Origin of the sequence: Acutalibacter sp. JLR.KK004, assembly GCF_036941085.1 — a bacterium.
Taxonomy (GTDB): Bacteria; Bacillota; Clostridia; order Oscillospirales; family Acutalibacteraceae; genus Acutalibacter.
In genome coordinates this window covers 218,452-239,801 of record NZ_JAYMNQ010000002.1, presented here as the reverse complement: position 1 = coordinate 239,801, position 21,350 = coordinate 218,452, and the positions used below count along the sequence as shown (strand labels likewise).

Below are 21,350 nucleotides of genomic sequence, written 5' to 3'. Positions count from 1 at the left end.
TTGCACCGTTTACAGGCCCTTTACAAGGGCCAAAAACTGCCCATTTTGACCGCCCCCCTTTTTAGCGCATATGAAAAAAGGCTGGAGGATAATCACCCCCAGCTTTTCCTCTCTAAATTTTCAAGCCTGCCAGCCTTGCTATGTGCCGCAGATCATCCACAGGCGCATTATAAAAATCCTCGTTCCAGAGCCATTGCTCCTCGTGTTTTGGGTGCTTATAACGCTTACAAAGCGGGTCTGCCCATATCTTTTCCCACCGCCCCGCCGCCTTGCCTTTGCGGGCCTCCTGCGGCCCCAGGCGGGCCAGTATGAGGGTCACAAGGTCACCCCGTATCTTGCCCAGCCCGTCATCGTCCTGGACAAAGTAGTCTTTCACTCTTTGGCTGGTAGCGGCACATAGTTTTTTGTTTTTCCAAAAGAGAAAGCCCTCCCGGCACTCCAAAGCTGTGCCGTAGGGCAAATTAACCGGGCCGCCCAAGCCCTGGAAACGGGCACGGCGGCGGACTATGTATCTTTTATACGCCATCTTCCTGGGCCTCCTCCCAGCCATATACCCCCGGCTCCCACACGTTATTGTCCGCCGTGGAGAGCCAGCGCTTTTCTTCGTGGCTTACCCTGGCCCCCAGGGGGTATGCGTCCTGCGCCCCTATGGGCTGGCTCCAGGCGGGCCACTCCTCTGCGGGGTCGGCAATCTGCACCCAAAGGCTGGGGGCTGCGTCCGGCTGCCAGCCCTCTTGCGAGGTATGGCCCTGCAGGCATTTATATAGCCTGCCGCCGTGCTGGCGTATCTGCCCGGCGGCATAGTTTACCGGGCAGGCCCAGGGGGCAAAAAGCTCGGTGTGCTCGGCAGCGGTCGCGTGGTCGATCTGCCCGCCCTCTGCCAGTGTTACGAACATAAGCCCGCTGGTTTCGCTGGCTTTGCGGATTTCCCTGCCGCCGTCCACCTGCTCCAGCATGATGGTGGGGGCGTCCGGCACCCCCTCCCGGCCCAGCAGGCCGTATACCTTGCCCTCATAGGCAATGCCCATGGCCTCATTTTCCGGGCACAAAACAAGGCACCCATTGGGTGCCTGCTTAATATAGGTGGGGGCCTCGGTCATGCCGAGGCTGGCCCCGTCTTTGGTAATTCTATACACGGTTTACCTCCCATTATGTCACCGAACAGGGCAAAGCACAGCCGTGAGAGCCGCAGCACCCGCCCATGGTCGTTATAGTTTTTGTAGTAGGCAAGCTGGCAGGTCATGAATTGCTTTACATCTTCAACGGCCCGCCTGCCAGCCTCCACCTCACGCTTGAAATACTTCAATTTGCGCCGTGCCCGCTTCATGCCGTCCCGGCAGCCGTTTACAATGACTTTCCCGGTTTCCTGCAGGCGAAACTTGGCCTTGCAGAATTTGAAGGGCTTTGTCAGGGGGATAATTTTGCACTTGCGCTGGTTTACCGGCACCCCGATGGCCGCGAACTTCCGCACCATCTCATGGGCCAGCTGTTTAAGCTCTGCTATGTCGGGCAAGATCACATAGTAATCATCCATATAATGTCCCATGCACTTTATGCCCTTCTGGCACTTGAGCCAGTTGTCCACGGCGCTGGGCAGGGCCACCATTTCCTGCTGGCTGGGTTCCACCCCCAAGGGCATACCCCGGCCCGGCGTGGGGCACGGGGAGTGGGCTATGATGGTATCCGCAAGCCATCTTAAATGCGGGTCTGGTATCAGCCGTTGGTGGCGCTGGTATATGGTCTTGTGGGGGGCGCTGGGGAAAAACTGCTTTAAATCCATAAGCAGCACCCCGCCCTGCCTGCCATAGCGCCGGTAATGCCAGCGCAGGTGCTCTTTGACCTGGCCAAACTGCCAATGCAGGCCCCGGCCCTTTTGGCTGGCCCCGTTGTGCCGTATCACGCTGGGGCTGTACAGGGGCACCAGCACATTATTGCAAAGGGTCTTATGCACCTGCCTGTCCGACACATGGGGCGCGTCTATGGGCCGTATCTTGCCCCTTTCCCGCAAGGTAAAGTGGGAGCATTTCATAGGCTTCCATGCCTGCTCCAGCACCAGCCTGCGGCGCTTGGCTGTGCCGGAAAACAGGTGCATTTCAAAGTTTTGCACAGACTGTTTCCAGCGCACCCCGTTGCAGCACTTCCTGCCGTACTTGAACATTTCCCGGTATGAGAATACTTTCCCGATGGGGCCAAGCCCCTCACACCGCTTTTGCCTGTTTGCCGCCCGTTTTTCCCGGCGGCGCTGGTAACGCGCCTCCCGGCGCTCCTCACTGGTCATAATAATTCGCCCTCCGTATAGTGTTTGGGGCCTTGGTGCCAAAAAGTAACTACATAACCCCGGCACATGAAATGGGAAAAGCACCCGTTTCCCACCATGCAAGCAGCGTCCGTGCAGGGGTATCAGGGGGCAGTTTCGTCACTCAAAGGTAACGGGAAGTATCTCTCCTTCCGAAAAGGTCGTCTTTCAGCTGTGCAGTTAATGCAAAGCATTACCTGCTGCTTACTCCATTTGACCTATGCGTTTCAGAATCCGGCGCGAACTCCACCCGAGTTGTTAGCGTTATTGTTGTTGGGATTGCCATCGTTGTTGACAATGCAGAAGTTATTATTGTTGTTGTAATAAGGGGAGCGCAGGAACCACCACACCGCAGACAGCGAGTTTTCAGAGATACACCCAAAGAACAGGTCAGGCTTTCTTTTTTCGGCCCAGGGATTCCAGCGCACCTTTTATCAGGTCGTTTTCCCGGTCTATCAATCCCCCCAGGCTTTGCGACATTTTTTCAAGCTTATCCTCTGCTTTACCTGGCGGCACGTTTTGCCCCGCCGAGTTGGTAAAGGCCCCTTGCGGGTTCTGCATGATGACCTCATAACACAGGGCCAGCCGCACATCCAGGGCCATAAGCGAGGCCCGCGCCTCCAGTAAATGGGCTTTGCGCAGCCTTATGCGCTGTTCGTCCGAGGGGTATATGCTGTTTGCCTTTTCGGCTTCATCCAGCACCTCCCCGGCCAGCTTTGCCGTTGGTTCTGCCAGCAGGCGGGAGTACCGGGCCGAGAGCCGGGTCAGGAAAGCCATGGTTTCCACAAATATTTGATGGGCCACATTGATAAAATCCGCTTTACTGACCGTGCGCTTGTCCTTTAAGACCGACATAAAAGAATCACCTCTTTTCGCTATTCCGCTGCCAATTATACCATATTCCGCCAAAGGGGGAAAGGGCCAATTTTTGCAATTTTGCGCGACCGCCTTACGGCGGTATGGGGGAAGGTCTTAAGGGCCTGCTCCCGCTGGGCTTGCTGTCCTGGGGACGGGGTGCTTTCGCACCCCTGGATATAGGGGCCGATTAGGCTGCCGCCGATATGCGGAAGCCGGCGCGAACTCCACCCGAGGCGTTAGCGCCATTGCCGGTGGGATCGCCATCGTTGTGGACAATGCAGAAGGAATTAGCGTCGGTGTAATAAGGGGAGCGCAGGAACCACCACACCGCAGTTGTAACTGCGGTATGTCGATTAGCAATCTTTGGGTTTCCTGCCTTAAAATAATCATACTGCTGCTGGTAGTTTTGCTCCGCGCTATTTGCATAGCTCCTTGCACCGAATACCTCAAACTCTGCCAACAGGAACAGCAGACAAGCTTTGCCCGTTACATAAGAGGCCGTGTTTGAGCCGCCGCCTGTGTTGTCTGTGTACTTGGTGGTGGGCTGGATCGCCGCCTGCAGGTCGCTGGGCAGCGCTTTCAGCAGGCTATTGCTGGCACCGTTAAGGAGCGTCTTATTCATATAGCTGCCGTCCCAGCCACCGCTGTTGCTGTTGTTCGGGTTCATGTTGAAATAGCCATTGTTGCTTTGGCCGCTATTATACTGACCGTCACACAGCGCCACCTCTTTGCCGTCTATCTTCCCTATAAGGAAATGGATGGACTTTGTGCCCTCCCTGGCGCTGTTGTGGTCAAACCCTATAATATAGGTCTGGACGGCTAAATTCGCAAAGGTGAAATTCCCCACTTTGCCGTTTATGGTAATACTTTTAGTATCACCCACGCTCCAATAGTTGGCGGCGTTACCCGAGGCCGCCACGTCCTGGATGGTGGCCCAGCTGTTGTCGTTCAGCACCGTGGTGGGCAGGGTGACCGTTACGCTTACGGTCTGGCTGGCCGGGGCCGTGTGGTTCGTGCCTGCCCCCACCGCTATGGTGATATTGACCGAGCCTTTGGCCTTTGCCGTCACCGTGACCTCGTTCCCGTCCACACTTACCGTGGCTATGCTGGTATTGCCGGAGCTGGCAGTAATTGCCCCGTCACCCGGCCTTGTTACCGTGATAACCCCCGACATGAGGGACGCCCGCAGCTCCAGGCTGTTTTTATCCAGGGTTATGCTGCCAGCTGCCGGGGCTATTGCCCAGCTTACCTCCTTGGCCCCCGTGGTGCCGTCCGGCCATTTATGGTTTGCGTCCGGGGTAAACTGCACCGTATAGGTGCCAGCATTGGTGCCTGCCTGCGCCCCTGCAATGGCCATCTGCGCGGCGTTGTAGCCCTCAAAGGCCGGGGACTGTTCTTCCCCGGTATAGGTAAGGCTGCCGCTCTGGCTGGGCACAGCGGCTATCGTGGCCCGCTCTATGCCCCATGCCACCTCACGGCTGCCCACCGTGCCGTCCGGCCATTGGTAATTGTTGTCCAGGATGAAATTTGCCGTATACTCCCCGGCCCCGGTGCCGCTGGTGTCCCCGGCCAGGGTCATAATATCCGGCTGGTAGCCCTCCCATGTGGGGGACTGGCTTTCCCCATTGTAAACCGGCGCATTGCTTTGGCTGGGCACCTCTACCACGATACGGCCTATTGTCCAGAAGCTGCTCCGGCTCTCGTTGCCGCCGTTATCCGTCCAATAGTAGCCCTGCTTGGGGGAGAATATGACCTCATAGGTGCCTGCATCCGTGGCCTCCTGTATCCCGCTTATCAGCATGGCCGCAGGGTCAAAGCCATTCCAGACGGGTTTCTGCACTTCCCCGTTATAGGTAAGGCTCCCAAACTGGTATGGCGTCCGGGGGATGCCACGGTCAACGGAAACGGACTCCTTTACCTCATCCAGAAATTCATCCAACGGCTGGCCGTCATAGGTAAAATTGGAGGCGTCCATTTCCGGCAGCTGGCTGGCGTCCACCTTGCCGTCCTCCCCCAGTGCCGCCTTATGTACCTGCACATGGGCCAGGCTTTCCAGCATTGCCTCTATCAGGGGGTTAAAAATCAGGGTGGCGCTGGCCGGGTCGCTGTCCTGCAGCTTACGGATTGCGGCGGCCCTGTACTGCGGGTCTTTCGGTATCTTGTAATATTCCTCTGCCATTGCGCCCTCCCTTAAAATTCATCGTCAAACTCAAAGGTAAATTTCACATCCTCATCCTTGCCCTTATTGAGGAATGTTTTCACCGCCGCCAGCTGGCCCTCTGCGTCCACCAGCGCCATCTCGTTGATGTTCTTCCCGTTTAAGTCGCTTTCCGGGATGGTGACCGTGTAGCGGTTGGTGGTCTCCACGGGGTTCTCCACGCTGGCGATCTCATACCGCCCGATCTCGTTGTTTAATTCCGTCTGCAGCTCGTTGGGCTGCAGGGGCTGGCCGTCCTCGCCCACGCCACCGTCCCCAAAGGCTATATGGGTAATTTTCGGGATGGTCTCAACGGCCCCCCTGGTGATCTTCGCAAGGTTTATGCGCCTTGCCCTGGTGATAACGCTTGTGCTGCTGCTTGCCATTATAATTCACTCCTTATTGTCCCGGCGTTCAGTTTCTTTACGCCGTCCAGGTAAAAAGCCCCGTCCAGCCCCCGGTCTATCCGGGAGGTGACGGAGCCTGCCGCCCTTTGGGCGTTTACGGCCCCGCAGGCGGTTGTAAAGCCCTGCTGCCGTGCTGTCTGTACATTCTTCCCCATGGCCCCATAAACGGCCTTTACAGCCCCTTTACAGGGGCTGTGTGCCCGTGCCCGTAAGTGTATGCCCCCGTGCGCGTCCTGCCCGTTCGTGGCCTTATAGCCCAAAAGGAAACGGGACAGGCCCACCCCCTTGCTGAAGGAGGCCGCAAGATACCAGCCGCCGTCCAGCGGGCGCTTGCCGTTCAGGAGGGTTTCCTCCAGCCCCAGGTTGTTTGCGCCGTAGCGGCACACCTGCATACTGGCAAAGCCCACCGTATTCCGCATATGAGCTATGGCCCGGACAGCCCAGGCAAGGGCCTGCCCCCAGCCGCCCCGGTTGCTGGCCCCCATGGAAAGCAGGAGCCGGGAAAAGGCCGCGCCCCGTGTAAACCTTTGGGTGAGCTGCCAGGTGCCGTCCAGGTTCCTGCGCCCGTCCAGATAGATGGCGCTTTCCCCCAGGTTGCTCACCCGCAGCCGCAGCCCCTGGCTTACGAACAGCAGCCGGTTTTTGTTTTCCAGCACCACCGGCTCCACCGCCCCGATGGTGTCAAAAACCAGGTGGGCGGGCTTTATTCCGTCTATCTGCCGGATAAGCTCCCCCAGGTCTTTGGTGGCGTCCGGGAAAAGCAGGCGGACGGTCACGGAAAAGGCATAGTCCGCAAAATGCTCGGTGACTTCCCCCTCCCGGCCCGTTATGATCTGCACCAGCTCCCGTATGGCCTGCACCGTGGTGACGCCCCGTGTGTTAAGGCGGGCCAGCACCCTGGCGCGGCGCACCTCCAGGCCCTCCCCGGTATCGACCGGCAGGCCGAATATGCGCTCATGCCGGGGCAGGAGGAAAGTGCTGGTGCCCACCGCCAGCTGGGCCGACATAGCGTCTATGGTTCGCTGGGCCTGGTTTATTTCCGCCTCCTCTGCCTGCAATAGGTCAGTCATCTGCTCCATTGTGCGCACCCGGCGGGGCAGCATGAAATCATCCGTCAGGGGCATGGATGTCCACCTCCTCCAGGGTGAAGTATTCCCCATACCCGCAGGAAAGGGAGGTAAGGCCACCGTTTAGGGTATAGCTTACGATATCGGCCACGCCCTCCACGCCAAAAATAAGGTCGCCTATGCGGTAGTAGCTTATGGTGCTTTCCCGCCCCTCATCGCCCCGGGCCGGGGCCTGGTCAAAGTCTTCCCGGTTTACGCTGTCCACATACGCCTGCAGCACCGCTATGGCGTTCTGGCGTATGTCGGCTATGTTGTAGCCGGGGGCCGCCTGCACCTCCACCACGATATGGGCGGCTTTGGGGGCTGCCCCCGCCACCGTCACGTCCGCGCCGATCTGCCGTTCTTCCTCGATATGGGCTTTCACGTTTTCCAGCACCACGCTGTCCGGGGCTTTGTATTGGTCGGACAAAACGATCACTTTGACCTTGCCCGCCCCGCAGACTTCCGCGCCCAGGCACTTGGCCCCGCCCACGCCGGACACCTGCTTGGCCCAATAGATAAAGTGGTTACGGTTGCCGCTGGTAATGGGCCGCCGTATCTTGTCAAAAATGCGCTGCCGGAAAGAATCGTCGCTTTCGGCCCCGGTGCCGCCCCCAAAGGGCTGGGGGTTCTGGACGGATTTCACCCCGTCCACCGATGCCTGCAGGGATGTTATGGCCCCTGCCGGGACGTTGCCCGCTGGCCCGGTGGTCTGGCAGACGGCCCCCACCTGGCAGGTGCCGTCCATGCCGATCCGCGCCGGGGCCGTTGTCTCAAACACCAGAGCGCCGTATAGCGCCCCGGTGCCCTGGGGGATAGCCGCGCCCACGTCCCCGGTGAAAAGCAAGGTGCCCGTGGCTGCCGTGGCCGGGTTCCTGGTTTCGTTATAGTCCAGAGCCTTGCGGTCTAAAAACTCCCCCTCGGCTGTGTCCAGCAGCACCCTGTCCGGGATGGGCATGACCTCCATGGTATCCAAGCGGGATATTTCCTCTGCCACCGCCTGCAGGTTGTCCATGCAGAAGCCGCCCTCCATGCGGTTGGCGTCATTCTTAAGGCTTTCCCGCATACGCTGCAGCACCGCGCTGGCGCTGAAACTCATCTCACTCACTACAGTTTCACCCCCTTAAGTTCACCTGAGATTTTGTCCGGCCCGTAGATAGTTGTGCAGTCAAACTCAGCCCTCACCCCACTGCCGGTCTGGCTGATCCGGAAATTGCCCAGCTCCTCTATGTATGGGTTTACCATCAAAGCCTCCACAATAAAGCGCTTTAGCTCTGACTTTGCGATATCCCCATGGAGGGGGCTGCCTATCAGGGTATCAATCTCGCTGCCAAAGTCGGAGTCATAGGCCGTATAGCGGAAACGCTCGGTAGAGAGGGCCTTAAATATCCATATCCGCAGCGCCTCGTTGCCCTCTACCAGGTAGGTCTGCCCGTTTTTCAGCAGCAGGCGGTTGTTTTCAAAATCATAAGCATACTCCCGGAAGAGGGGCAGCTCTGTGCTTTCCTCCTGCTGCAGGGCGTCCGGGTCGATAAAAGGGAAAACGCTCATGCGGGCACCACCTTCATCAAGATATAAAAGGCGTCCCCCTGCCGCAGGGCCAGCACCTGATCCCCGGCCTGGGGGATATAGCCGTAATTTCGATACAGGTGCCGGGAAATGGCCTGCCCGTTTACCTGGATAACCAGGGGGCTGGCGTTGTTTATCCGGGCAAACAGCAGCCCCTGGCCGCTGCCGTTCCCGCCCGCAAGGCCCTGCATGGCGCTGGCCATTGCCGCCGCCCAATGCTCTGCCATGGTACTGCCCTCCTTATGTGTTGGTCTCTTTGTCTATTTCCTTTTCGTCCATCATGTTGGAGAAAGCCAGGGTCAGCTGCATTTCGTCCTTGCCGTCCGAAAAGGTGTGGGTATCGCTTTCAATGTAGAATTTGCCGTAAAGCCCGGTGACAGGCTCCTGCACGATGATGGCATAGCCGGATATGGCCCGCACATCGCTCATGGCGGTCACCGCCCCGGACTGCTCTATGGCCTGCAGCAGGGCCTTGGCCTCGGTTGTATCGTCCTTGCCGTCCTGCTGCTGGTATACCCGCTGGATGGTGCCATATTTTTTCCGGGCGTCCCCGTCCTCCACCGCGCCCACCTCAGTGCCCTCCTTATTGGTGATCACCACCCGGTTGACCATATTCTGCAGGCTGGTTTTGTAGCTGGCCTCGGTCAGGTTGTAGCCGCCCTCCAGGACGGCCCCGCACAAGGTTCCCTTTTCTATGACGCATACCTTGTTGATGTCCCGCATCATGGGCATATACTTTTTGCCGTTCTGGCGGCTGGCGGCTGTGTAGGCCGCCATGATGGCCTCATAGGCCCTCTTGCCCAAGCACGGCATATACACCCGGATGCCCGTGGGGGCAGCCGAGCCAAAGGGCACCCCCAGGTGGGAGCATACCCAGGCGGTAATGGCCTCCGGGGTATCGTCAAACACATGGCTGATGTCGCTGCCGTTGATATAAAACAGCAGGTCTAAGGCTGTGTATGTGATACTGTTCCCGGAGGCCGCCTTGTCAATATCCAGGACAGGCCCGCCGAAAAGCACCTTTTCCGGGGCGCTTTTATCTTTGTAAGAGAAAACAACCTGATCCCCCTCGCGGATGGGCACCTTGGGCAGGAAGCGGTCGCTTGCCCTGGAGGCCACCGTAAACACCAGTTTCCGGGCCACCTGCTTGCTGTCCCCGCTCCAGGTCACCGTCCCCACCAGTTGGGATATGTCGCGGTTATTGACCACCAGCTTTTTGTATTTCGTGGCCCCGCCTATAAACCAGTCGATCACGTCCCTTTACCACCTCCAGGTATCAGCTTGAATTTTGACCGGGCCGCCTGCGCCCGCCGTTCTATGCTTTTTATGGCCTCTTGGAAACCGGCGCAGCTGCGCCGCCATTGGCTGCTCTGGCGGGGGTTGCCGCTCCAGTGCCTGCACTCATCACAAAAGTAACAAAACAGCGCCACGTCCTGTATTTCCCCCGGCGTGGTAAGGTCAAGGGAAAGCTCAACATTCCGTGCGCAGCGGTCACATTTACAGGTGCCACAAGTGCTGCAGCCCATAGCGCCCCTCCTTTCTTACGGGATCGTAAAAACCTGCCCCACCCGTATCAGGTTGGGGTTGCTGCCGATCACCCCCTTATTGGCGTTGTATATCTTAGTGTACTGGCTGCCGTCCCCATAGAATTTCTTGGCGATATTCCAGAGGCAGTCCCCGGATACCACCGTGTAGGTCTTAGGGGCGGGCTTGGTATTGGGCCGCTCCTTTAGGCCGCTCTCCTTTTTAGGGGCGGCAGTCTCCTGTTTGACCGTGGGCACGTTTAGAAAGCGGTACTCCGTCAAGTCCAGGGTGTAATATACGTCCTTATCCCCCTCCTTGTGGCTGTATTTCAAGCTGTCAATGGTCATAGCCAGATTGAAGTCGCAGTCGCTGATAATCACCCGGATGGGCTGGGTCTTGGATTTCCATTTCTGCAGCAGCTTGATATATTCCATAGGCTCCCTGTCCGCATACCGGGCAAAGGGGGAGGAGCGGGCCGGGAAGAAGCTGGAAAAGGAGCCGGTCAAAAGCCCCCGGTGCCCCATGAGGTTTGCCTCCCCGATATTCAGCAGGGTAATGCGCTGGTTGTTGTGGGGTTCCGTAAATTCAAACTCCTCCGGGTTCAGCGGCAGCTCGAACATTTCCTCATGGTTATTGTAGCTTAATTCAATAATGCGGTTTTTCATGCTGCCCTCCTTCCTATGCCGGTACAAGGTTCTCTATGGCCAGTATCACCTTTTTGGCCACCGCCTCGCCTATGCGGTCGATGTCCGCATCCTCCCGCACAATGATCTGGTCGGCAAGCTTGGCAATGGTCAGGTGCACTACTATGCCGCCCCTTTGGGGCTGGGCGGCGTTCCTCGCCACCTGTACGCTTTCCTTATTGGGCAGCACCCGGCTGCCACGGGGCAGGTCTACAAGCTCCGGGCCTTCTTCGCCCACCCATGTGGGGCCGCCCCGCCAGTTGTTGGTGCCCTCGGCGTTAGCGCCCACGCCGCCGCCTCCACCGCCGCCGAATATGCCGCCGAACAGCCCGCTCACCTTGCTGGATACCCAGGAAAGGGCGTCCGCCACAGAGGAGATAATGGGCTGGATGGCGTTCCAGACGTTTTGCACCACGCCCAAAATGCCGTTAAAGACGGTTTGTGTGACATTGAAAAGCAGCTGGAACACGCTGATCGCCATGTCCAGTATGGGGGAAATTACAGACCACGCAGAGGAAAGCACGCTGGAAATTAGCGGCGCTGCCTGCCCTATGATCTGCTGTATCCACCCCATTTTGCTGCCGACAAACTCCAGCACCGTGCCCACTTTCTGGCCGATGCCGTCAAAGATGGTCTGGAATACGGGGGCCAGGGTAGAAATGACTTGCCCGATGCCCTCCACCAGCCCGCCTATGACCGGGGCCGCCGCGCTTATAATGGAGCCTATTTGTGTGACTACTGTCTCCAATACCGGCAGCACGGCGGGGATCACCGCCTGCACCGTGTCCATGATGCTGGCAATAACCGGCATGACCGCTGTGCCCACCTGCTGGATGGCCCCCATGACCGCCCCGCCGAAGCTCATAACAGACGGCATGATGGACTGGAAACCGCCCGCTATGCTGGCTATGACCGGAAGCACCGTGTCAAAGGCGCTCACCAGGGTGGGCATGGCTGCAGCCGCAAAGTCTATGGCCCCGCCTATGCCGCTTATGACAGCCTCCCCAAAGGAAACAAGGTAGGGGGAGGCTGATTTCAGCATGGAGCCAAGCCCCGAGGTTATCTTTCCAAAGGCCGGGCCGATTTTAGGCAGCAGGCCGTCAAAGACAGAGGTGACAAGCCCGCCCATGCTGGAGGGTAAAATACCCTTGATACCGGCCTTTAGGCTTTTAACAATTTCACCGCCCGCAGCCTTGATTTTCGGGCCTGCGGACTTGATGCCGGACTTTATTGCCCCCGGCAAGGAGGACATTACACGCCCTATCATGGGGATGGCGTTGTTAAACAGGAACGTGGAGGCCGTGTCCACCAGGCTCTGCATGGAGCCGGTCACGTCCCCGCCTATGGCCATATTGCCCAGCAGGTTCTGGGCAGCGGCTTTCATGGCTGAGAAAGAGCCGCTGAAAGTCTCGCTTGCCTCTTTCGCCGTGGTGCCGGTTACCCCCAGCTGGTTCTGTACGGCGTGGATGGCGTTGTATACGTCCGACAGGTTGTCGATATTGTACTCGGTGCCAGTAAGCTTCTGGGCGTCCTGCAGCAGCCGCTGCATTTCTTCCTTGGTGCCGCCATACCCCAGCTTGAGGTTGTCCAGCATGGTGTAGTTTTGCTTGGCAAAACCCTGGTAGGCGTTCTGGATGGACTCCATGTCCGTGCCGAACTTGTTGGCATTGTCGGACATATCGCCCATAGCCATGTCGGCCACCGTGGCGGCCTTGGCGGTATCCCCGCTCAGGCTGCTGATAAGTGACGCCGAAAAGCTGGTGACCTGTTCCATGTACTCGTTGGCAGACAGGCCAGCCGTTTTGAACGCCGAGGCGGCGTTTGCCTTGACCACGCCGGAGCTGTCCTTAAAGAGCGTATCCACGCCCCCAAGGCTCTGCTCCAGCTTGGCCCCCTGGCTGATTGCCCCCATGGTGACGGTCGCGGCTGCCAGGGTTACGGGGATCACCACGTTTTTGCCCACCGCCGCAAGGCCGGACTTTATCTTGGGCAGGCCAGCGGTAACGCCGTCTTTCAGCTTTACCGTGGCATGGGCCACCAGCTTCCCCACGGACTTCACCTTATTGGTGACGCCCTTAATCAGGGAGGTGGCCCCGTCCTTGAGTTTCACAAAGGGGCGGGCCACCAGCTTGCCCACCCCTTTGACCTTATTGCTTACATTCCGTATTTTGTCGCTGGCGGCGTCCTTAAGGGCTGCTGCCATGACGATTTTCTTTCTTAGCGGCTGGGCTTTTTGCTTTAGGCTCTCCATAGCTTTATGGGCCGCCGTAGCGTCCAGCCGTGCCGTGCGCTTTTTATCCCAGGTGGCTTTCAGCTCCTGCTTGGTCTTGGCCACATCCTGCCGGAAAGCGCTCTGCTCCTGCCGTATGCTGCGCAGGGTGGCCGACATATTGTCCTTAATGGAGATAGCTCCCTTGATAACGCCCAATCAGCCACCCCCTTTTGTGTCAATCTGGAACATGGCGGCCCTGTCCTCCAGGGCCTTTTCCATGGACGCAGCATAAAAGAGCCGGGATTCACGGTCTAGGCTCAAAAACCTTTCCGCATCCCAGCCCTTTTGTATATAGTAGTGCAGCAGGTACGCCTCGCCATCCTGGGTTATGAGTTTTTTAACTCTTTTACCGCCGTAATATCCTTATCCTTGCCGCCGATCACGCCGCTGAGCTTCATGACTGCCGCCGCGATCTGGTTTATCTCGAATATCTCAAAGGCGTTTACGATATCCAAAGGCTCATGCAGGGTATGCTCCTCCGGGGGGAGGTCGGCCTCGGCCTCCATGATTTCCTTGGCGGCGGCCTTTAAGTCCGGCTCCACCATAGCCAGGTAAACGCCGTATTTGTCGCTGCGCCCCTTGTCTACGCTGTCATCAATTTCGTTACATTCCGCGATCTCGTTGTAAGTCAGGCTGCGGATGGTGATATCCTGATCCAGGCCCGGCACATGGAGCACCTGCTTTTTATGCACCTTTTTGGCCTGCAGCCGCTGCATGGCCTTGCGGGAAAATTCAGCCAAAAGGCTCTTTTTATTTTCTGCCACTGTAAGTACCTCCTAAATTATGCAATCTTGTCCAGGTTCACAAGGTCGGACGGGGTAAAGCCGCCGCTTACCTCCTGCTCGATAATTGCGCCCATTTCCATACTGATAAGGGGCAGCTCGTTAAACCAGATATTATCGCAGCTATAGCGCTCGATCTGCCCGCCCACGGCGTCCGGGTCTGCCAGCTTGGTAATGATCTGGCTGCGCTGGTCGATGCCCTTTTTCCAGTTCTCAAATACGGCGTTATACCGGGAATACACCTTTTTGGTGGTGAGGGTCAGCTCACCCTTGAGGCCGGTCATTTTGCTGTCCACGTCCAGGCCCAGCTGCACGTCCTCCCGGTTGGCGGTTATTTTCAGTTCCACCTTGGACAGCTCAAAGATTTTCTCGCCGTCCACCCACACCTCGCCCCAGGTGCCGGAAAGGGTCTTATTTCCCCTGATTTTGCTCATGCGCTTCTCCTTTCCTACATATTGCACACCAGGCTCAAATCTTCCATGGCGTCCACAAATTTGACGTTGCTGGAAATAAACACCTTGGAGCCGGTGTTGTACATGGCGATATCAATGTCGCTCATGTCGGTGGTGTCGATGCCCTTGCCCTCAATATACAGCCGCTGCTGCTCGATATCCACGGCGGCGGTATTGTCAAAGCTGCGGTCAAGCACATTGCCCTCCAGGGATTTCTGGTAGGCAACGATGGCCGCCACAAAAGCCTGTTTGTTGTCGTAGTCGTTGATGACCTTGCCCACATAGGCGTCCTCAAAGGTGCTGCGGATATCGTCCTGGTACAAGTCCACCCCTTCCATAATCTTGATTTTGGAAAACTCCTCGCCATGCTCGGCGGTAAAGGTGGTCAGGCTGTTCACGCCCCGGCCTATCTTGTATTTCTCGCTGTCAAAGACGATCACCAGCTCCCCCTTGTCGATCCGTTCGTCCGGGTCGTCCGGCACATCCGCGCTCACAATATCCGAAAGCACAAAATAGGTGCTGCTGCGGGCCAGGGAAAGCCCTGCCAGCACCCCGGCTATCCGGGCGCAGTATTCAGCCGTGGAGAAAGCCTCCCCGCCCAGGGTACTCTTGATGTTGCCCGTGGTCAGGTTGATAATGCCCTCATGGTCGGCCACGCACTCCGGCAGCACGGCCTTAAAGGTCTTGTGGTCTTTTTCCCGTTCTTCCTTTATCCAGGCGGATATCAGGGTCTTTTCATCATTGGTGATACCCGGCACCGTGAGATAGTTCCACTTCAAGTCCCGCAGCTTCTTAAGCCAGGGGGACAGGCTTTCCGTGGTGGTGGGCACCTTTACCACGATGACCTTGTAAGGGCCGCCCTCATAAAGCAGCTTGAGGTATTCATAATTGCGCTGGGTAAACTGCGAAAAGTCCACGTCCAAAATGCTTTTATAAATACTTACAGGCTGCCCGCCCTCGGTATCATCCTTGAGGATAACGGCCACAATGCCGCGCTCGCTGCGCTGGATGGCGGTCAGGCCCTTGGTCTTGAAAATGATATTGATCTCAGGCAATCCCATTGCCTCACGTCCTTTCTGTATTGCTTATATGAATATCCAGCTCCTCCATAAGGGGCAGCTGGGGCGGTTCCTGCAGGCTGTCCCGGAAACTGAGGGTAAAGGTGCAGTGCAGCACCCGGTCAACCACCTTGAGGGAAACGTCCGGCACCGTAATGGCCCTGGCCTCACCCCTGTCCGTAAAGCGGAACACGGGCCGCACCGCCCCGTCCACCTCCTGGCCCATGCGCAAATATTCTGCGTTGCTTTCCGAGGCCGTATGGATAGCGGCGTCCACCAGCACCCGGCGGTCTGTGTGGGCCGCGCTTGCCGTAGTGTTGGCGGTGGGGACGATATCCAGGAAGATATAGTCCTCTATGTCCGGCTCCGGCGCGTCATTCTGCGTTTTGGGTATTTCCTCACAGAACACGTCAAAGGCCGGGTACAGGCCCTTAAACAGTCCCACAAGGCTTTCTTTTATGCTTTCAAATATAGTGGACGCCACCGCCATGCCTCCTTTCCTCATAGGTCATGTGTGCTTATGAAATCATCCAGCCAGCCCTGCAGGAAACCGGGCAAACGGGCCGCCACCTCCTCCAGGGAGAGCTGCATCATGTGCCTGCCGGGGACAAAGCCCCGGCCCCCACGGGTTCGGTGGCCGTATTCCACAGGCTCGGCATAGTCCACATTGGTGTATACTTCAATGTAGTACTCATTCCCGCGCTTCTGGATTTTCCCCACCTTCCAGCTGTCCTGCAGGCGGCCTGTCCTTTTAGGGGTTTTTTCTTTGACCTTTCCCTGCAGCTCATAGGCCACCTGCAGCACCATCTGCTCAAACTCGGCGGGGTATTCCTGCTCTATCATCCGGGAAAGCTGCTGCTCCAGCTTATCCAGGCCCTCAAAGCTATAATCCGTGCCAGCCATTATGCTTTGTCCTTCTGCAGCTTTAGGGGGACATTATTGTGGGAGGGGTGCCGCTCCGGCAGGCCCGCACCGCACACAAACCGCTTGCCCAGGCGCACCGCCACCACCGTGTCCCCCGGCTGGATATCCACCTCCGGGCGCACGAACAGCGAAAAGTCCGTGTCCACGCTGGCCGTGGCCCTGCCCTGGCTGAGCTTGCCCCCGGTGGGGCTTGACAGGGCGCAGGGGATGGCCTCATATACTGCCTGCCCCTCCAAGCCTTTCTTGAATACGCTCTCCCCGCTGGGCTGCACCGCCTTATGGGGCCGGTAGACCGTGCAGGTATCCGTATAAGTGCTGGCTAAAATATCCGCCTCAGTCATAGGGCTGCTCCCTGGGGTACTTCATCCGCCGAAAGGGGATAAGAAACTTTTCATAGTCCCGGACAAAATTGGCGGCGTTTTGGTAGGCCGAGGCTTTATCCCGGTAGTGGATGCTGGTGTCCCCACGGGTAATGCTGGACACCTCATTCCCGCCGCTGGCAGGGGATTGGTCGGCCCGCAGCATATCCTCCACCATTTGTGCCGCCACGTCCTCCAGCGGCTCGGGCAAGTCCTTGCGGCTGCAAAATATGCGGATACGGTTCACCGCCCGCCGCACATATCGCAGGACAACAGGCTGCTGCTCCTCCGGCAGCCCCAGGTTACTTTGCGCCGTCTGCGCTATCCGGCTGATCTGTTCCTCCATCCTTGCCCTCCTTTTTGCTGTTCCTTGCGGCTTTCGGTTTTTCCGTGGACAGCTCGGCCAGCAGGTCTGCTTTTAACCGTTCATAAAGGCCCTGCATGGCCATAGCCAGGTCACCCATGGTGGCGGGGCGGTCAGCTGCAGGGGCAGCCTCCCCGCCCACACGCTCAAAGCCCTGCCGTGCCAGTTTGGCGGCGTCCTCCTCGCTGGGTACTTCTTTCACCACGCCTAATTTTTTCATAGTAATCATGTGCCCTGCCCTCCATTTTCACCCTCCGGCTTGGCGGCGGGCTTTGCCTGCTTGAGGTTCACCAGGATGCTGGGCATTTTGTTGTCCATGATCCACAGGTCGTGGTACTTGCGGTAGTCCACGGCCCAGGCCCGTTTCTTCTGGTAGGTTTTCGGGTCAAAGATACGCACCTCATCCGTGCGGGAAACGGCAATGGGGGCGTTGCGGGGGCAGATGATCCAGTTGATGTCCAGCGCCCCCTCTGCCGGGGTAAAGCCGCCCTTTGTCTGGTTGGTGGTGGAGCCGTCATTAAACTGGTAGGCGGTTTTCAGCCGCCCGGAGCCTGCCCGGATAATGGGGTGCTGGCCGTTGATAGCCTTGATTTTAAGGTTTACGCCGCCCTGCTGGAAATCCGTCACACTGACGGAGCGGGACAGGTTTGTGTTAAGGTCGAACAGCGCCGCCACGGAGGTGGCCATAGTGATCACCAGGGGGGTATCGTCCCCCACCACGTCCTGGACGCTGGCGATATCCGTATAAAGCTGCTTTAAGATGGTGGACTCTGCCGGGGTGTAGCCATACACGGCCCGGTCTTTTGCCATAGCCAGGGCGGCAATGGTGCTATAGCGGTAGGCGTCGATCTCCGGCACCACCTTTGTGCGCTGGAATTCCCCCATGACCGAGGAGGCGGTCAGCACAAAATTGGTATCGTTGACCTCATGCTCATCAAAGGTAAACTGGCGGCCCCTGTCCATGGTCATGGTCTTGGTCTGCCATGTAAGGTTGATAGTGCCCTCCACAAAGCCGTTTTGCCGGTCATAGTCGGCAAGGCCGTCCATATCCAGCTGGGGGATTTTTACCTCCGCGCCCCCTTCATACTTTACCAGCTTGTCATTAAGCTCCATCCAGCCGCTGGTGGCACCCGCCACCGCCGCCTTGTCAAGCTCGCTCTGAAAAACAGACGCATACTGCAAAACATTGTTAGCCATATTAGTTTAACCCTCCTCTGATATTCTGCGCGATCTGATCCCGGATGGCGTTTTCCGCAGAAGCGGCCCCGCCCAGGCCCTCCGGGGTCTTGCCCCGCAGCCGTTCCTTGACGGCGGCCTCCAGGCAGCCTTTGAAAACATCCTGCACATGGGCCATGCTCTTTTCCATGGCCTCCTTGTCCGTGTAGGTAAGCAGATCGGCAAGCCCTGCGGGGAAACCGTCCTTTTCAAGCTGCTTGAGGGCGGCGTCTTTAAGGTCGCGCTGCAGCAGCTGCGCCCGCAGGCCCTCCAATTCTTCCCGCTGGGCGTCCGCCTCGGCCTTGGCCCGCTCCTCCGGGGGGAGTTTCTCCAGCCGCGCCTGTTCCTGCTGCTGGGCGGCCCACTCGGCCTTTGCGGCCTCCAGCCGGGCCTGCAGGTCGGCCTCGGTGTAGGTCTTGGCCTCCGGCTCGGGCTGGGCGGCGGGGGGCGTATCTGTTTCCGCGCCCTCTGCGGGGGCGGCGGGTGCCTTGCCGCCCAGCAGGCCGCTCAAAAACCGCTGGAAAGCGTTCTGCTGTTCCTGGGTGGGGGCGGCCTCTGGGGCCGTCTGGGGCGTACTGGCAGCGGGGGCCGCCGCACTTTGGGTGGTATTGACTTCATCTGCCATTGTGTAAATCCTCCTTAAAATGGTTTTGGGTATAATAAAAACGCCGTTTAACCGGCGCTTAAATTATCATCACCTGCGCGGCGGTTCCAGTATTGGATGGCCACCGCTTTATTTTTATTGCACTCTTCATTGTTGAAACTGACTATGGCCCCACATCCGTGGCACTCAAAAACCCGGATGCCTGCAAGGCCCACGCGCTGGGTCACCTTCCCCTTGCAAAAGGGGCAGTTTTTTTGTATTCGCGCTTTCATGCCGCACCTCCCGCATATTTTTCCTGCCATTCCTTAAACTTGATATTATCCGACAAGGGCCGGGCGTCCTTGCGGTCTGCAAACAGGCTCTTGTCAAAGGCGGCCACCACGATGCACAGGCAGTTAGGGTGCATGGGTGGGAAGTTCACCCCGGCCACCGCCTCCTCTACCAGGAATACCCGGCCATTCAAAAGGGCGCAGTCACAGTGTGTGCTGCCCTCGGTGCCGCCGATAAAGCGGTATTTCTTAATGCCATTTTCCTTATAGGCCAGCAGCTCCCCCTGGTTTGCAAAGTATTTGCACTCGGTACGCACCAGGCGCTGGGCGTTGTACCGGCCCCTGTCCATAACCTCATCAACTGCGCGGGCCATTTCATCCACGCCGCTGCCCTTGATAAAGCCCAGGGTGATCTCCCTCTTTGCCACAGCCGCGATATGGTCGCAGGCACCCCACACAGCCTCCGAAAAGTGCTTTTCGCTCCAGGGGTAGGAAACGATCTGCCGGATAAGGGCTGTGTCCAGCTTTGCCACGTTAAAGCCCATGCCGATGCCCTTTTGCATGGCAAAGCAGCTTTCATAATAATTTACTCGCAGCATATCCCCCAAAAGGGTGGTAAGCCGTGTTTCACTGTCCCCGGCTAAATCCATCATAGCCATATATACGGACGCCAGCAGCTGCTCCTTGCGGCTGATACGGCTTTTCATGGCTAATGTGTTCAGCTCCAGCAGGGCTTTGCTGGCTTTGGCCTTGTCCTTGCCTTTGGTTTCCGCTATGTACTCCTCAATAGACTTGCGCCAATGGCTGTACTCCTGGCCCGACAGCAGCCGGGACGCCTCGGCGGCGGTCAGGTGGTTGTCCTTTGCGTACCGGGCAAAAAGGGTGTTGATCTCTTTTTCTATACTGTAGGCCGCCTCATCGTAGAGGAAAAGCAGCTCCCGCGCCGCTTTGTCCGCCCGGCGCTCATTTTGCAAAAGCCGGCTTTTCGCGTCCTCTATCCACTCATTGCGGGTCATATAGCTCATGCGTCAGCCACCCCCTGCTGCTGGGCCGGGGGCAGCTGCTGGGCCTGTTCCGGGGCCTGGGCCTGCTGCAGGGCATGGGCCAGGGCGTCATACCCGCCAAAGTCCCCCATGTCCGCTTTCTTTTCCTCCTCCAGCTTCTGCAGCTCATCCTGCACATTTTCAACCGTGGGCAGCAGCTGCAGCCGGGACTCCCGGCTCAGTTCCCCGGACAGGGTGGTGACAATCTGGGCGCTCTCCAAAAGGTTCTGGGGCCTGTTGCGCCTAAACTGGATATCAATATCCCGGTAGTCATAGTGGCCGCCCTGGATGTTCAGCATGGTGGTGATAAGCTCAATGCGCCGCTGCAGCGCCCGCTTGAATTTTCGCTCCTTGATGGCGCAGACCTGCTCCAGGCCCCACAGCTTATAGGACACGGCCACGCCGGACAGGTTCCCGCCAAAGTTCTCATCGTTCAGGTTGGGGACGTTGGAAAAAAGGTGCATATCATCCCGCAGCCGCTTTTTGTAGTTTTCCAGCGGGGCGTCGGCCACTTCCTTAATAAGCCACTGGATGTCCCCGCCGTCCTCCAGCAGGATGGCCCCGGCCTCTTTCATGTCCCGGATGTCCTGGGGCTTTACATCCCCCATTTTCAGCACCTTAAGGATGGCCTCATCGTTATATTGGAAAAAATTGGCGGTATTGCTCTGCGCCCGGTTGTAGGCGTCCACAAGCGTAATAACGCCCTCAAAGTCCCCCAGCCGTTCCTCATTGTTGATATATTCCACAAAGGGCACGTCCTGCCAGTAGTGCTCCACAATATCCGTAAGCTCCAGGGGGCCGCCGTTGTAGCTTACAAAATGCCAGCACTCGGTGGAAGTCCAAAACTCCACTTTTTTGATGGGGTTGCCGCGCCTGTCCCTGGAATAGATAAAGCGCAGCGCTGCCATGGGGGTGGTGTAGCCGGTCTCATAGAACATGATGCAGTTGCCGGGGGCCACCTTTACAAAGCGGATCATGGCGTCCTCATCCATGTACAGCATTTCAAAGCAGCTGCCGTCTATGCTGGCGGTTTTCGCCAGCTCCGTGTTTTCGTCCTGCTCATCGTTATAGTCAAAAATATCCTGCAGGGCCTGGAGGAAAGCATCATCCTGGCTGGAATAGGCCACAGGCTTGCCCAGGAAGTACCCCACAGCCGTGTCCGTGATATACCGGGGCATATTGTTTACCAGCCGGTTATTGGGCACGGCCTTGTCCTTTTTGGTATACCGCAGGATATCATGATCCCCCACATAGTACCCCTCCAGGCGCTGGTACTTGATACTGCCCTCGTTTTCCTCTATGATTTTCTTGATATCTGCCTCGGTAAGCCCCTCCAGGGCCGAGCGTTCCATGTACAGTACAGGCAAA

The 21,350-nt window shown here is 57.9% G+C and carries 28 protein-coding genes; all 28 read right to left on the bottom strand.

Features of this window, described 5'->3' with window-relative positions:
- Positions 1-112: 112 nt before the first annotated feature.
- The 28 genes from VSQ30_RS15610 to VSQ30_RS15480 all read right to left on the bottom strand — a co-directional run bounded on the left by VSQ30_RS15610 (position 113) and on the right by VSQ30_RS15480 (position 21,349).
- A complete protein-coding gene (locus tag VSQ30_RS15610) occupies positions 113-526 on the bottom strand; it encodes an isoaspartyl peptidase (protein ID WP_334465233.1) in 414 nt (137 codons plus the stop codon).
- Positions 516-1,136, bottom strand: a complete 621-nt coding sequence (locus tag VSQ30_RS15605; RefSeq protein WP_334465230.1) for a carbohydrate-binding protein — start codon at positions 1,134-1,136, stop codon at positions 516-518. The genes VSQ30_RS15610 and VSQ30_RS15605 overlap by 11 nt, the downstream gene beginning before the upstream one ends.
- Positions 1,097-2,278: a reverse transcriptase domain-containing protein gene (locus tag VSQ30_RS15600; protein WP_334465227.1), complete on the bottom strand. Its 1,182-nt coding sequence runs from the start codon at positions 2,276-2,278 to the stop codon at positions 1,097-1,099. The genes VSQ30_RS15605 and VSQ30_RS15600 overlap by 40 nt, the downstream gene beginning before the upstream one ends.
- Before the next feature lie 245 nt (positions 2,279-2,523).
- A complete protein-coding gene (locus tag VSQ30_RS20810) occupies positions 2,524-2,646 on the bottom strand; it encodes a DUF6273 domain-containing protein (RefSeq protein WP_502876294.1) in 123 nt (40 codons plus the stop codon).
- A 40-nt stretch (positions 2,647-2,686) separates the two neighbouring features.
- A complete protein-coding gene (locus VSQ30_RS15595; protein WP_334465224.1) occupies positions 2,687-3,151 on the bottom strand; it encodes a hypothetical protein in 465 nt (154 codons plus the stop codon).
- A gap of 190 nt (positions 3,152-3,341) precedes the next feature.
- Entirely contained in the window at positions 3,342-5,333 is a 1,992-nt protein-coding gene (locus tag VSQ30_RS15590) for a DUF6273 domain-containing protein (protein ID WP_334465221.1), read from the bottom strand.
- An 11-nt stretch (positions 5,334-5,344) separates the two neighbouring features.
- Positions 5,345-5,737, bottom strand: coding sequence for a phage tail-collar fiber domain-containing protein (locus VSQ30_RS15585; RefSeq protein WP_334465220.1), 393 nt, complete (start codon positions 5,735-5,737; stop codon positions 5,345-5,347).
- Positions 5,737-6,882, bottom strand: coding sequence for a putative phage tail protein (locus VSQ30_RS15580; protein ID WP_334465218.1), 1,146 nt, complete (start codon positions 6,880-6,882; stop codon positions 5,737-5,739). The genes VSQ30_RS15585 and VSQ30_RS15580 overlap by 1 nt, the downstream gene beginning before the upstream one ends.
- Complete coding sequence (locus VSQ30_RS15575; RefSeq protein WP_334466059.1) at positions 6,866-7,963, bottom strand: baseplate J/gp47 family protein; 1,098 nt, start codon at positions 7,961-7,963, stop codon at positions 6,866-6,868. The genes VSQ30_RS15580 and VSQ30_RS15575 overlap by 17 nt, the downstream gene beginning before the upstream one ends.
- A gap of 8 nt (positions 7,964-7,971) precedes the next feature.
- Positions 7,972-8,415, bottom strand: a complete 444-nt coding sequence (locus VSQ30_RS15570; protein ID WP_334465216.1) for a DUF2634 domain-containing protein — start codon at positions 8,413-8,415, stop codon at positions 7,972-7,974.
- Positions 8,412-8,660 (bottom strand): hypothetical protein, encoded by a 249-nt coding sequence (locus VSQ30_RS15565; RefSeq protein ID WP_334465215.1) that lies wholly within the window; start codon positions 8,658-8,660, stop codon positions 8,412-8,414. The genes VSQ30_RS15570 and VSQ30_RS15565 overlap by 4 nt, the downstream gene beginning before the upstream one ends.
- A 13-nt stretch (positions 8,661-8,673) precedes the next feature.
- The gene (locus VSQ30_RS15560) at positions 8,674-9,687 is read right to left on the bottom strand and encodes an XkdQ/YqbQ family protein (protein WP_334465213.1); all 1,014 of its coding nucleotides are present in this window, start codon (positions 9,685-9,687) and stop codon (positions 8,674-8,676) included.
- Entirely contained in the window at positions 9,684-9,959 is a 276-nt protein-coding gene (locus VSQ30_RS15555) for a hypothetical protein (protein ID WP_334465211.1), read from the bottom strand. The genes VSQ30_RS15560 and VSQ30_RS15555 overlap by 4 nt, the downstream gene beginning before the upstream one ends.
- Positions 9,960-9,974: 15 nt before the next feature.
- Positions 9,975-10,622, bottom strand: coding sequence for a LysM peptidoglycan-binding domain-containing protein (locus tag VSQ30_RS15550; protein WP_334465208.1), 648 nt, complete (start codon positions 10,620-10,622; stop codon positions 9,975-9,977).
- A gap of 13 nt (positions 10,623-10,635) precedes the next feature.
- Positions 10,636-13,068, bottom strand: coding sequence for a phage tail protein (locus VSQ30_RS15545; RefSeq protein WP_334465205.1), 2,433 nt, complete (start codon positions 13,066-13,068; stop codon positions 10,636-10,638).
- Between the two features lie 170 nt (positions 13,069-13,238).
- A complete protein-coding gene (locus VSQ30_RS15540; RefSeq protein ID WP_334465204.1) occupies positions 13,239-13,676 on the bottom strand; it encodes a hypothetical protein in 438 nt (145 codons plus the stop codon).
- Positions 13,677-13,693: 17 nt separating this feature from the next.
- Complete coding sequence (locus VSQ30_RS15535) at positions 13,694-14,128, bottom strand: phage tail tube protein (protein ID WP_322176656.1); 435 nt, start codon at positions 14,126-14,128, stop codon at positions 13,694-13,696.
- A gap of 14 nt (positions 14,129-14,142) precedes the next feature.
- Positions 14,143-15,207 (bottom strand): phage tail sheath subtilisin-like domain-containing protein, encoded by a 1,065-nt coding sequence (locus tag VSQ30_RS15530; RefSeq protein ID WP_334465192.1) that lies wholly within the window; start codon positions 15,205-15,207, stop codon positions 14,143-14,145.
- 4 nt (positions 15,208-15,211) lie between these two features.
- Positions 15,212-15,694: a phage tail terminator family protein gene (locus VSQ30_RS15525; RefSeq protein ID WP_502876292.1), complete on the bottom strand. Its 483-nt coding sequence runs from the start codon at positions 15,692-15,694 to the stop codon at positions 15,212-15,214.
- 11 nt (positions 15,695-15,705) lie between these two features.
- A complete protein-coding gene (locus VSQ30_RS15520; RefSeq protein ID WP_334465187.1) occupies positions 15,706-16,107 on the bottom strand; it encodes an HK97 gp10 family phage protein in 402 nt (133 codons plus the stop codon).
- Positions 16,107-16,469 (bottom strand): hypothetical protein, encoded by a 363-nt coding sequence (locus VSQ30_RS15515; protein WP_322175661.1) that lies wholly within the window; start codon positions 16,467-16,469, stop codon positions 16,107-16,109. Before VSQ30_RS15515 ends, VSQ30_RS15520 begins: the two co-directional genes overlap by 1 nt.
- Complete coding sequence (locus tag VSQ30_RS15510; RefSeq protein WP_334465184.1) at positions 16,462-16,833, bottom strand: head-tail connector protein; 372 nt, start codon at positions 16,831-16,833, stop codon at positions 16,462-16,464. The genes VSQ30_RS15515 and VSQ30_RS15510 overlap by 8 nt, the downstream gene beginning before the upstream one ends.
- Positions 16,790-17,080 carry a hypothetical protein gene (locus tag VSQ30_RS15505; RefSeq protein ID WP_334465182.1) on the bottom strand — a complete coding sequence of 97 codons (291 nt, stop codon included), beginning with the start codon at positions 17,078-17,080 and terminating at the stop codon, positions 16,790-16,792. The genes VSQ30_RS15510 and VSQ30_RS15505 overlap by 44 nt, the downstream gene beginning before the upstream one ends.
- Complete coding sequence (locus tag VSQ30_RS15500; RefSeq protein ID WP_334465177.1) at positions 17,077-18,048, bottom strand: hypothetical protein; 972 nt, start codon at positions 18,046-18,048, stop codon at positions 17,077-17,079. Before VSQ30_RS15500 ends, VSQ30_RS15505 begins: the two co-directional genes overlap by 4 nt.
- A 1-nt stretch (position 18,049) precedes the next feature.
- Positions 18,050-18,691 carry a DUF4355 domain-containing protein gene (locus VSQ30_RS15495; protein ID WP_334465175.1) on the bottom strand — a complete coding sequence of 214 codons (642 nt, stop codon included), beginning with the start codon at positions 18,689-18,691 and terminating at the stop codon, positions 18,050-18,052.
- Between the two features lie 47 nt (positions 18,692-18,738).
- Entirely contained in the window at positions 18,739-18,942 is a 204-nt protein-coding gene (locus tag VSQ30_RS15490) for a Lar family restriction alleviation protein (protein ID WP_334465173.1), read from the bottom strand.
- Positions 18,939-19,964, bottom strand: a complete 1,026-nt coding sequence (locus VSQ30_RS15485) for a minor capsid protein (protein ID WP_334465171.1) — start codon at positions 19,962-19,964, stop codon at positions 18,939-18,941. Before VSQ30_RS15485 ends, VSQ30_RS15490 begins: the two co-directional genes overlap by 4 nt.
- Positions 19,961-21,349, bottom strand: coding sequence for a phage portal protein (locus VSQ30_RS15480; RefSeq protein ID WP_334465170.1), 1,389 nt, complete (start codon positions 21,347-21,349; stop codon positions 19,961-19,963). Before VSQ30_RS15480 ends, VSQ30_RS15485 begins: the two co-directional genes overlap by 4 nt.
- Position 21,350: the final 1 nt, after the last annotated feature.

What these genes read in the sequence shown, in the direction of transcription:
- VSQ30_RS15610 (WP_334465233.1), bottom strand. Translation starts at nt 526, where the DNA reads ATGGCGTATAAAAGATACATAGTCCGCCGCCGTGCCCGTTTCCAGGGC.
- VSQ30_RS15600 (WP_334465227.1), bottom strand. Translation starts at nt 2,278, where the DNA reads ATGACCAGTGAGGAGCGCCGGGAGGCGCGTTACCAGCGCCGCCGGGAA.
- VSQ30_RS15595 (WP_334465224.1), bottom strand. Translation starts at nt 3,151, where the DNA reads ATGTCGGTCTTAAAGGACAAGCGCACGGTCAGTAAAGCGGATTTTATC.
- VSQ30_RS15590 (WP_334465221.1), bottom strand. Translation starts at nt 5,333, where the DNA reads ATGGCAGAGGAATATTACAAGATACCGAAAGACCCGCAGTACAGGGCC.
- VSQ30_RS15585 (WP_334465220.1), bottom strand. Translation starts at nt 5,737, where the DNA reads ATGGCAAGCAGCAGCACAAGCGTTATCACCAGGGCAAGGCGCATAAAC.
- VSQ30_RS15580 (WP_334465218.1), bottom strand. Translation starts at nt 6,882, where the DNA reads ATGCCCCTGACGGATGATTTCATGCTGCCCCGCCGGGTGCGCACAATG.
- VSQ30_RS15575 (WP_334466059.1), bottom strand. Translation starts at nt 7,963, where the DNA reads ATGAGTTTCAGCGCCAGCGCGGTGCTGCAGCGTATGCGGGAAAGCCTT.
- VSQ30_RS15570 (WP_334465216.1), bottom strand. Translation starts at nt 8,415, where the DNA reads ATGAGCGTTTTCCCTTTTATCGACCCGGACGCCCTGCAGCAGGAGGAA.
- VSQ30_RS15565 (WP_334465215.1), bottom strand. Translation starts at nt 8,660, where the DNA reads ATGGCAGAGCATTGGGCGGCGGCAATGGCCAGCGCCATGCAGGGCCTT.
- VSQ30_RS15555 (WP_334465211.1), bottom strand. Translation starts at nt 9,959, where the DNA reads ATGGGCTGCAGCACTTGTGGCACCTGTAAATGTGACCGCTGCGCACGG.
- VSQ30_RS15550 (WP_334465208.1), bottom strand. Translation starts at nt 10,622, where the DNA reads ATGAAAAACCGCATTATTGAATTAAGCTACAATAACCATGAGGAAATG.
- VSQ30_RS15535 (WP_322176656.1), bottom strand. Translation starts at nt 14,128, where the DNA reads ATGAGCAAAATCAGGGGAAATAAGACCCTTTCCGGCACCTGGGGCGAG.
- VSQ30_RS15530 (WP_334465192.1), bottom strand. Translation starts at nt 15,207, where the DNA reads ATGGGATTGCCTGAGATCAATATCATTTTCAAGACCAAGGGCCTGACC.
- VSQ30_RS15525 (WP_502876292.1), bottom strand. Translation starts at nt 15,694, where the DNA reads ATGGCGGTGGCGTCCACTATATTTGAAAGCATAAAAGAAAGCCTTGTG.
- VSQ30_RS15520 (WP_334465187.1), bottom strand. Translation starts at nt 16,107, where the DNA reads ATGGCTGGCACGGATTATAGCTTTGAGGGCCTGGATAAGCTGGAGCAG.
- VSQ30_RS15515 (WP_322175661.1), bottom strand. Translation starts at nt 16,469, where the DNA reads ATGACTGAGGCGGATATTTTAGCCAGCACTTATACGGATACCTGCACG.
- VSQ30_RS15510 (WP_334465184.1), bottom strand. Translation starts at nt 16,833, where the DNA reads ATGGAGGAACAGATCAGCCGGATAGCGCAGACGGCGCAAAGTAACCTG.
- VSQ30_RS15505 (WP_334465182.1), bottom strand. Translation starts at nt 17,080, where the DNA reads ATGATTACTATGAAAAAATTAGGCGTGGTGAAAGAAGTACCCAGCGAG.
- VSQ30_RS15500 (WP_334465177.1), bottom strand. Translation starts at nt 18,048, where the DNA reads ATGGCTAACAATGTTTTGCAGTATGCGTCTGTTTTTCAGAGCGAGCTT.
- VSQ30_RS15495 (WP_334465175.1), bottom strand. Translation starts at nt 18,691, where the DNA reads ATGGCAGATGAAGTCAATACCACCCAAAGTGCGGCGGCCCCCGCTGCC.
- VSQ30_RS15490 (WP_334465173.1), bottom strand. Translation starts at nt 18,942, where the DNA reads ATGAAAGCGCGAATACAAAAAAACTGCCCCTTTTGCAAGGGGAAGGTG.
- VSQ30_RS15485 (WP_334465171.1), bottom strand. Translation starts at nt 19,964, where the DNA reads ATGAGCTATATGACCCGCAATGAGTGGATAGAGGACGCGAAAAGCCGG.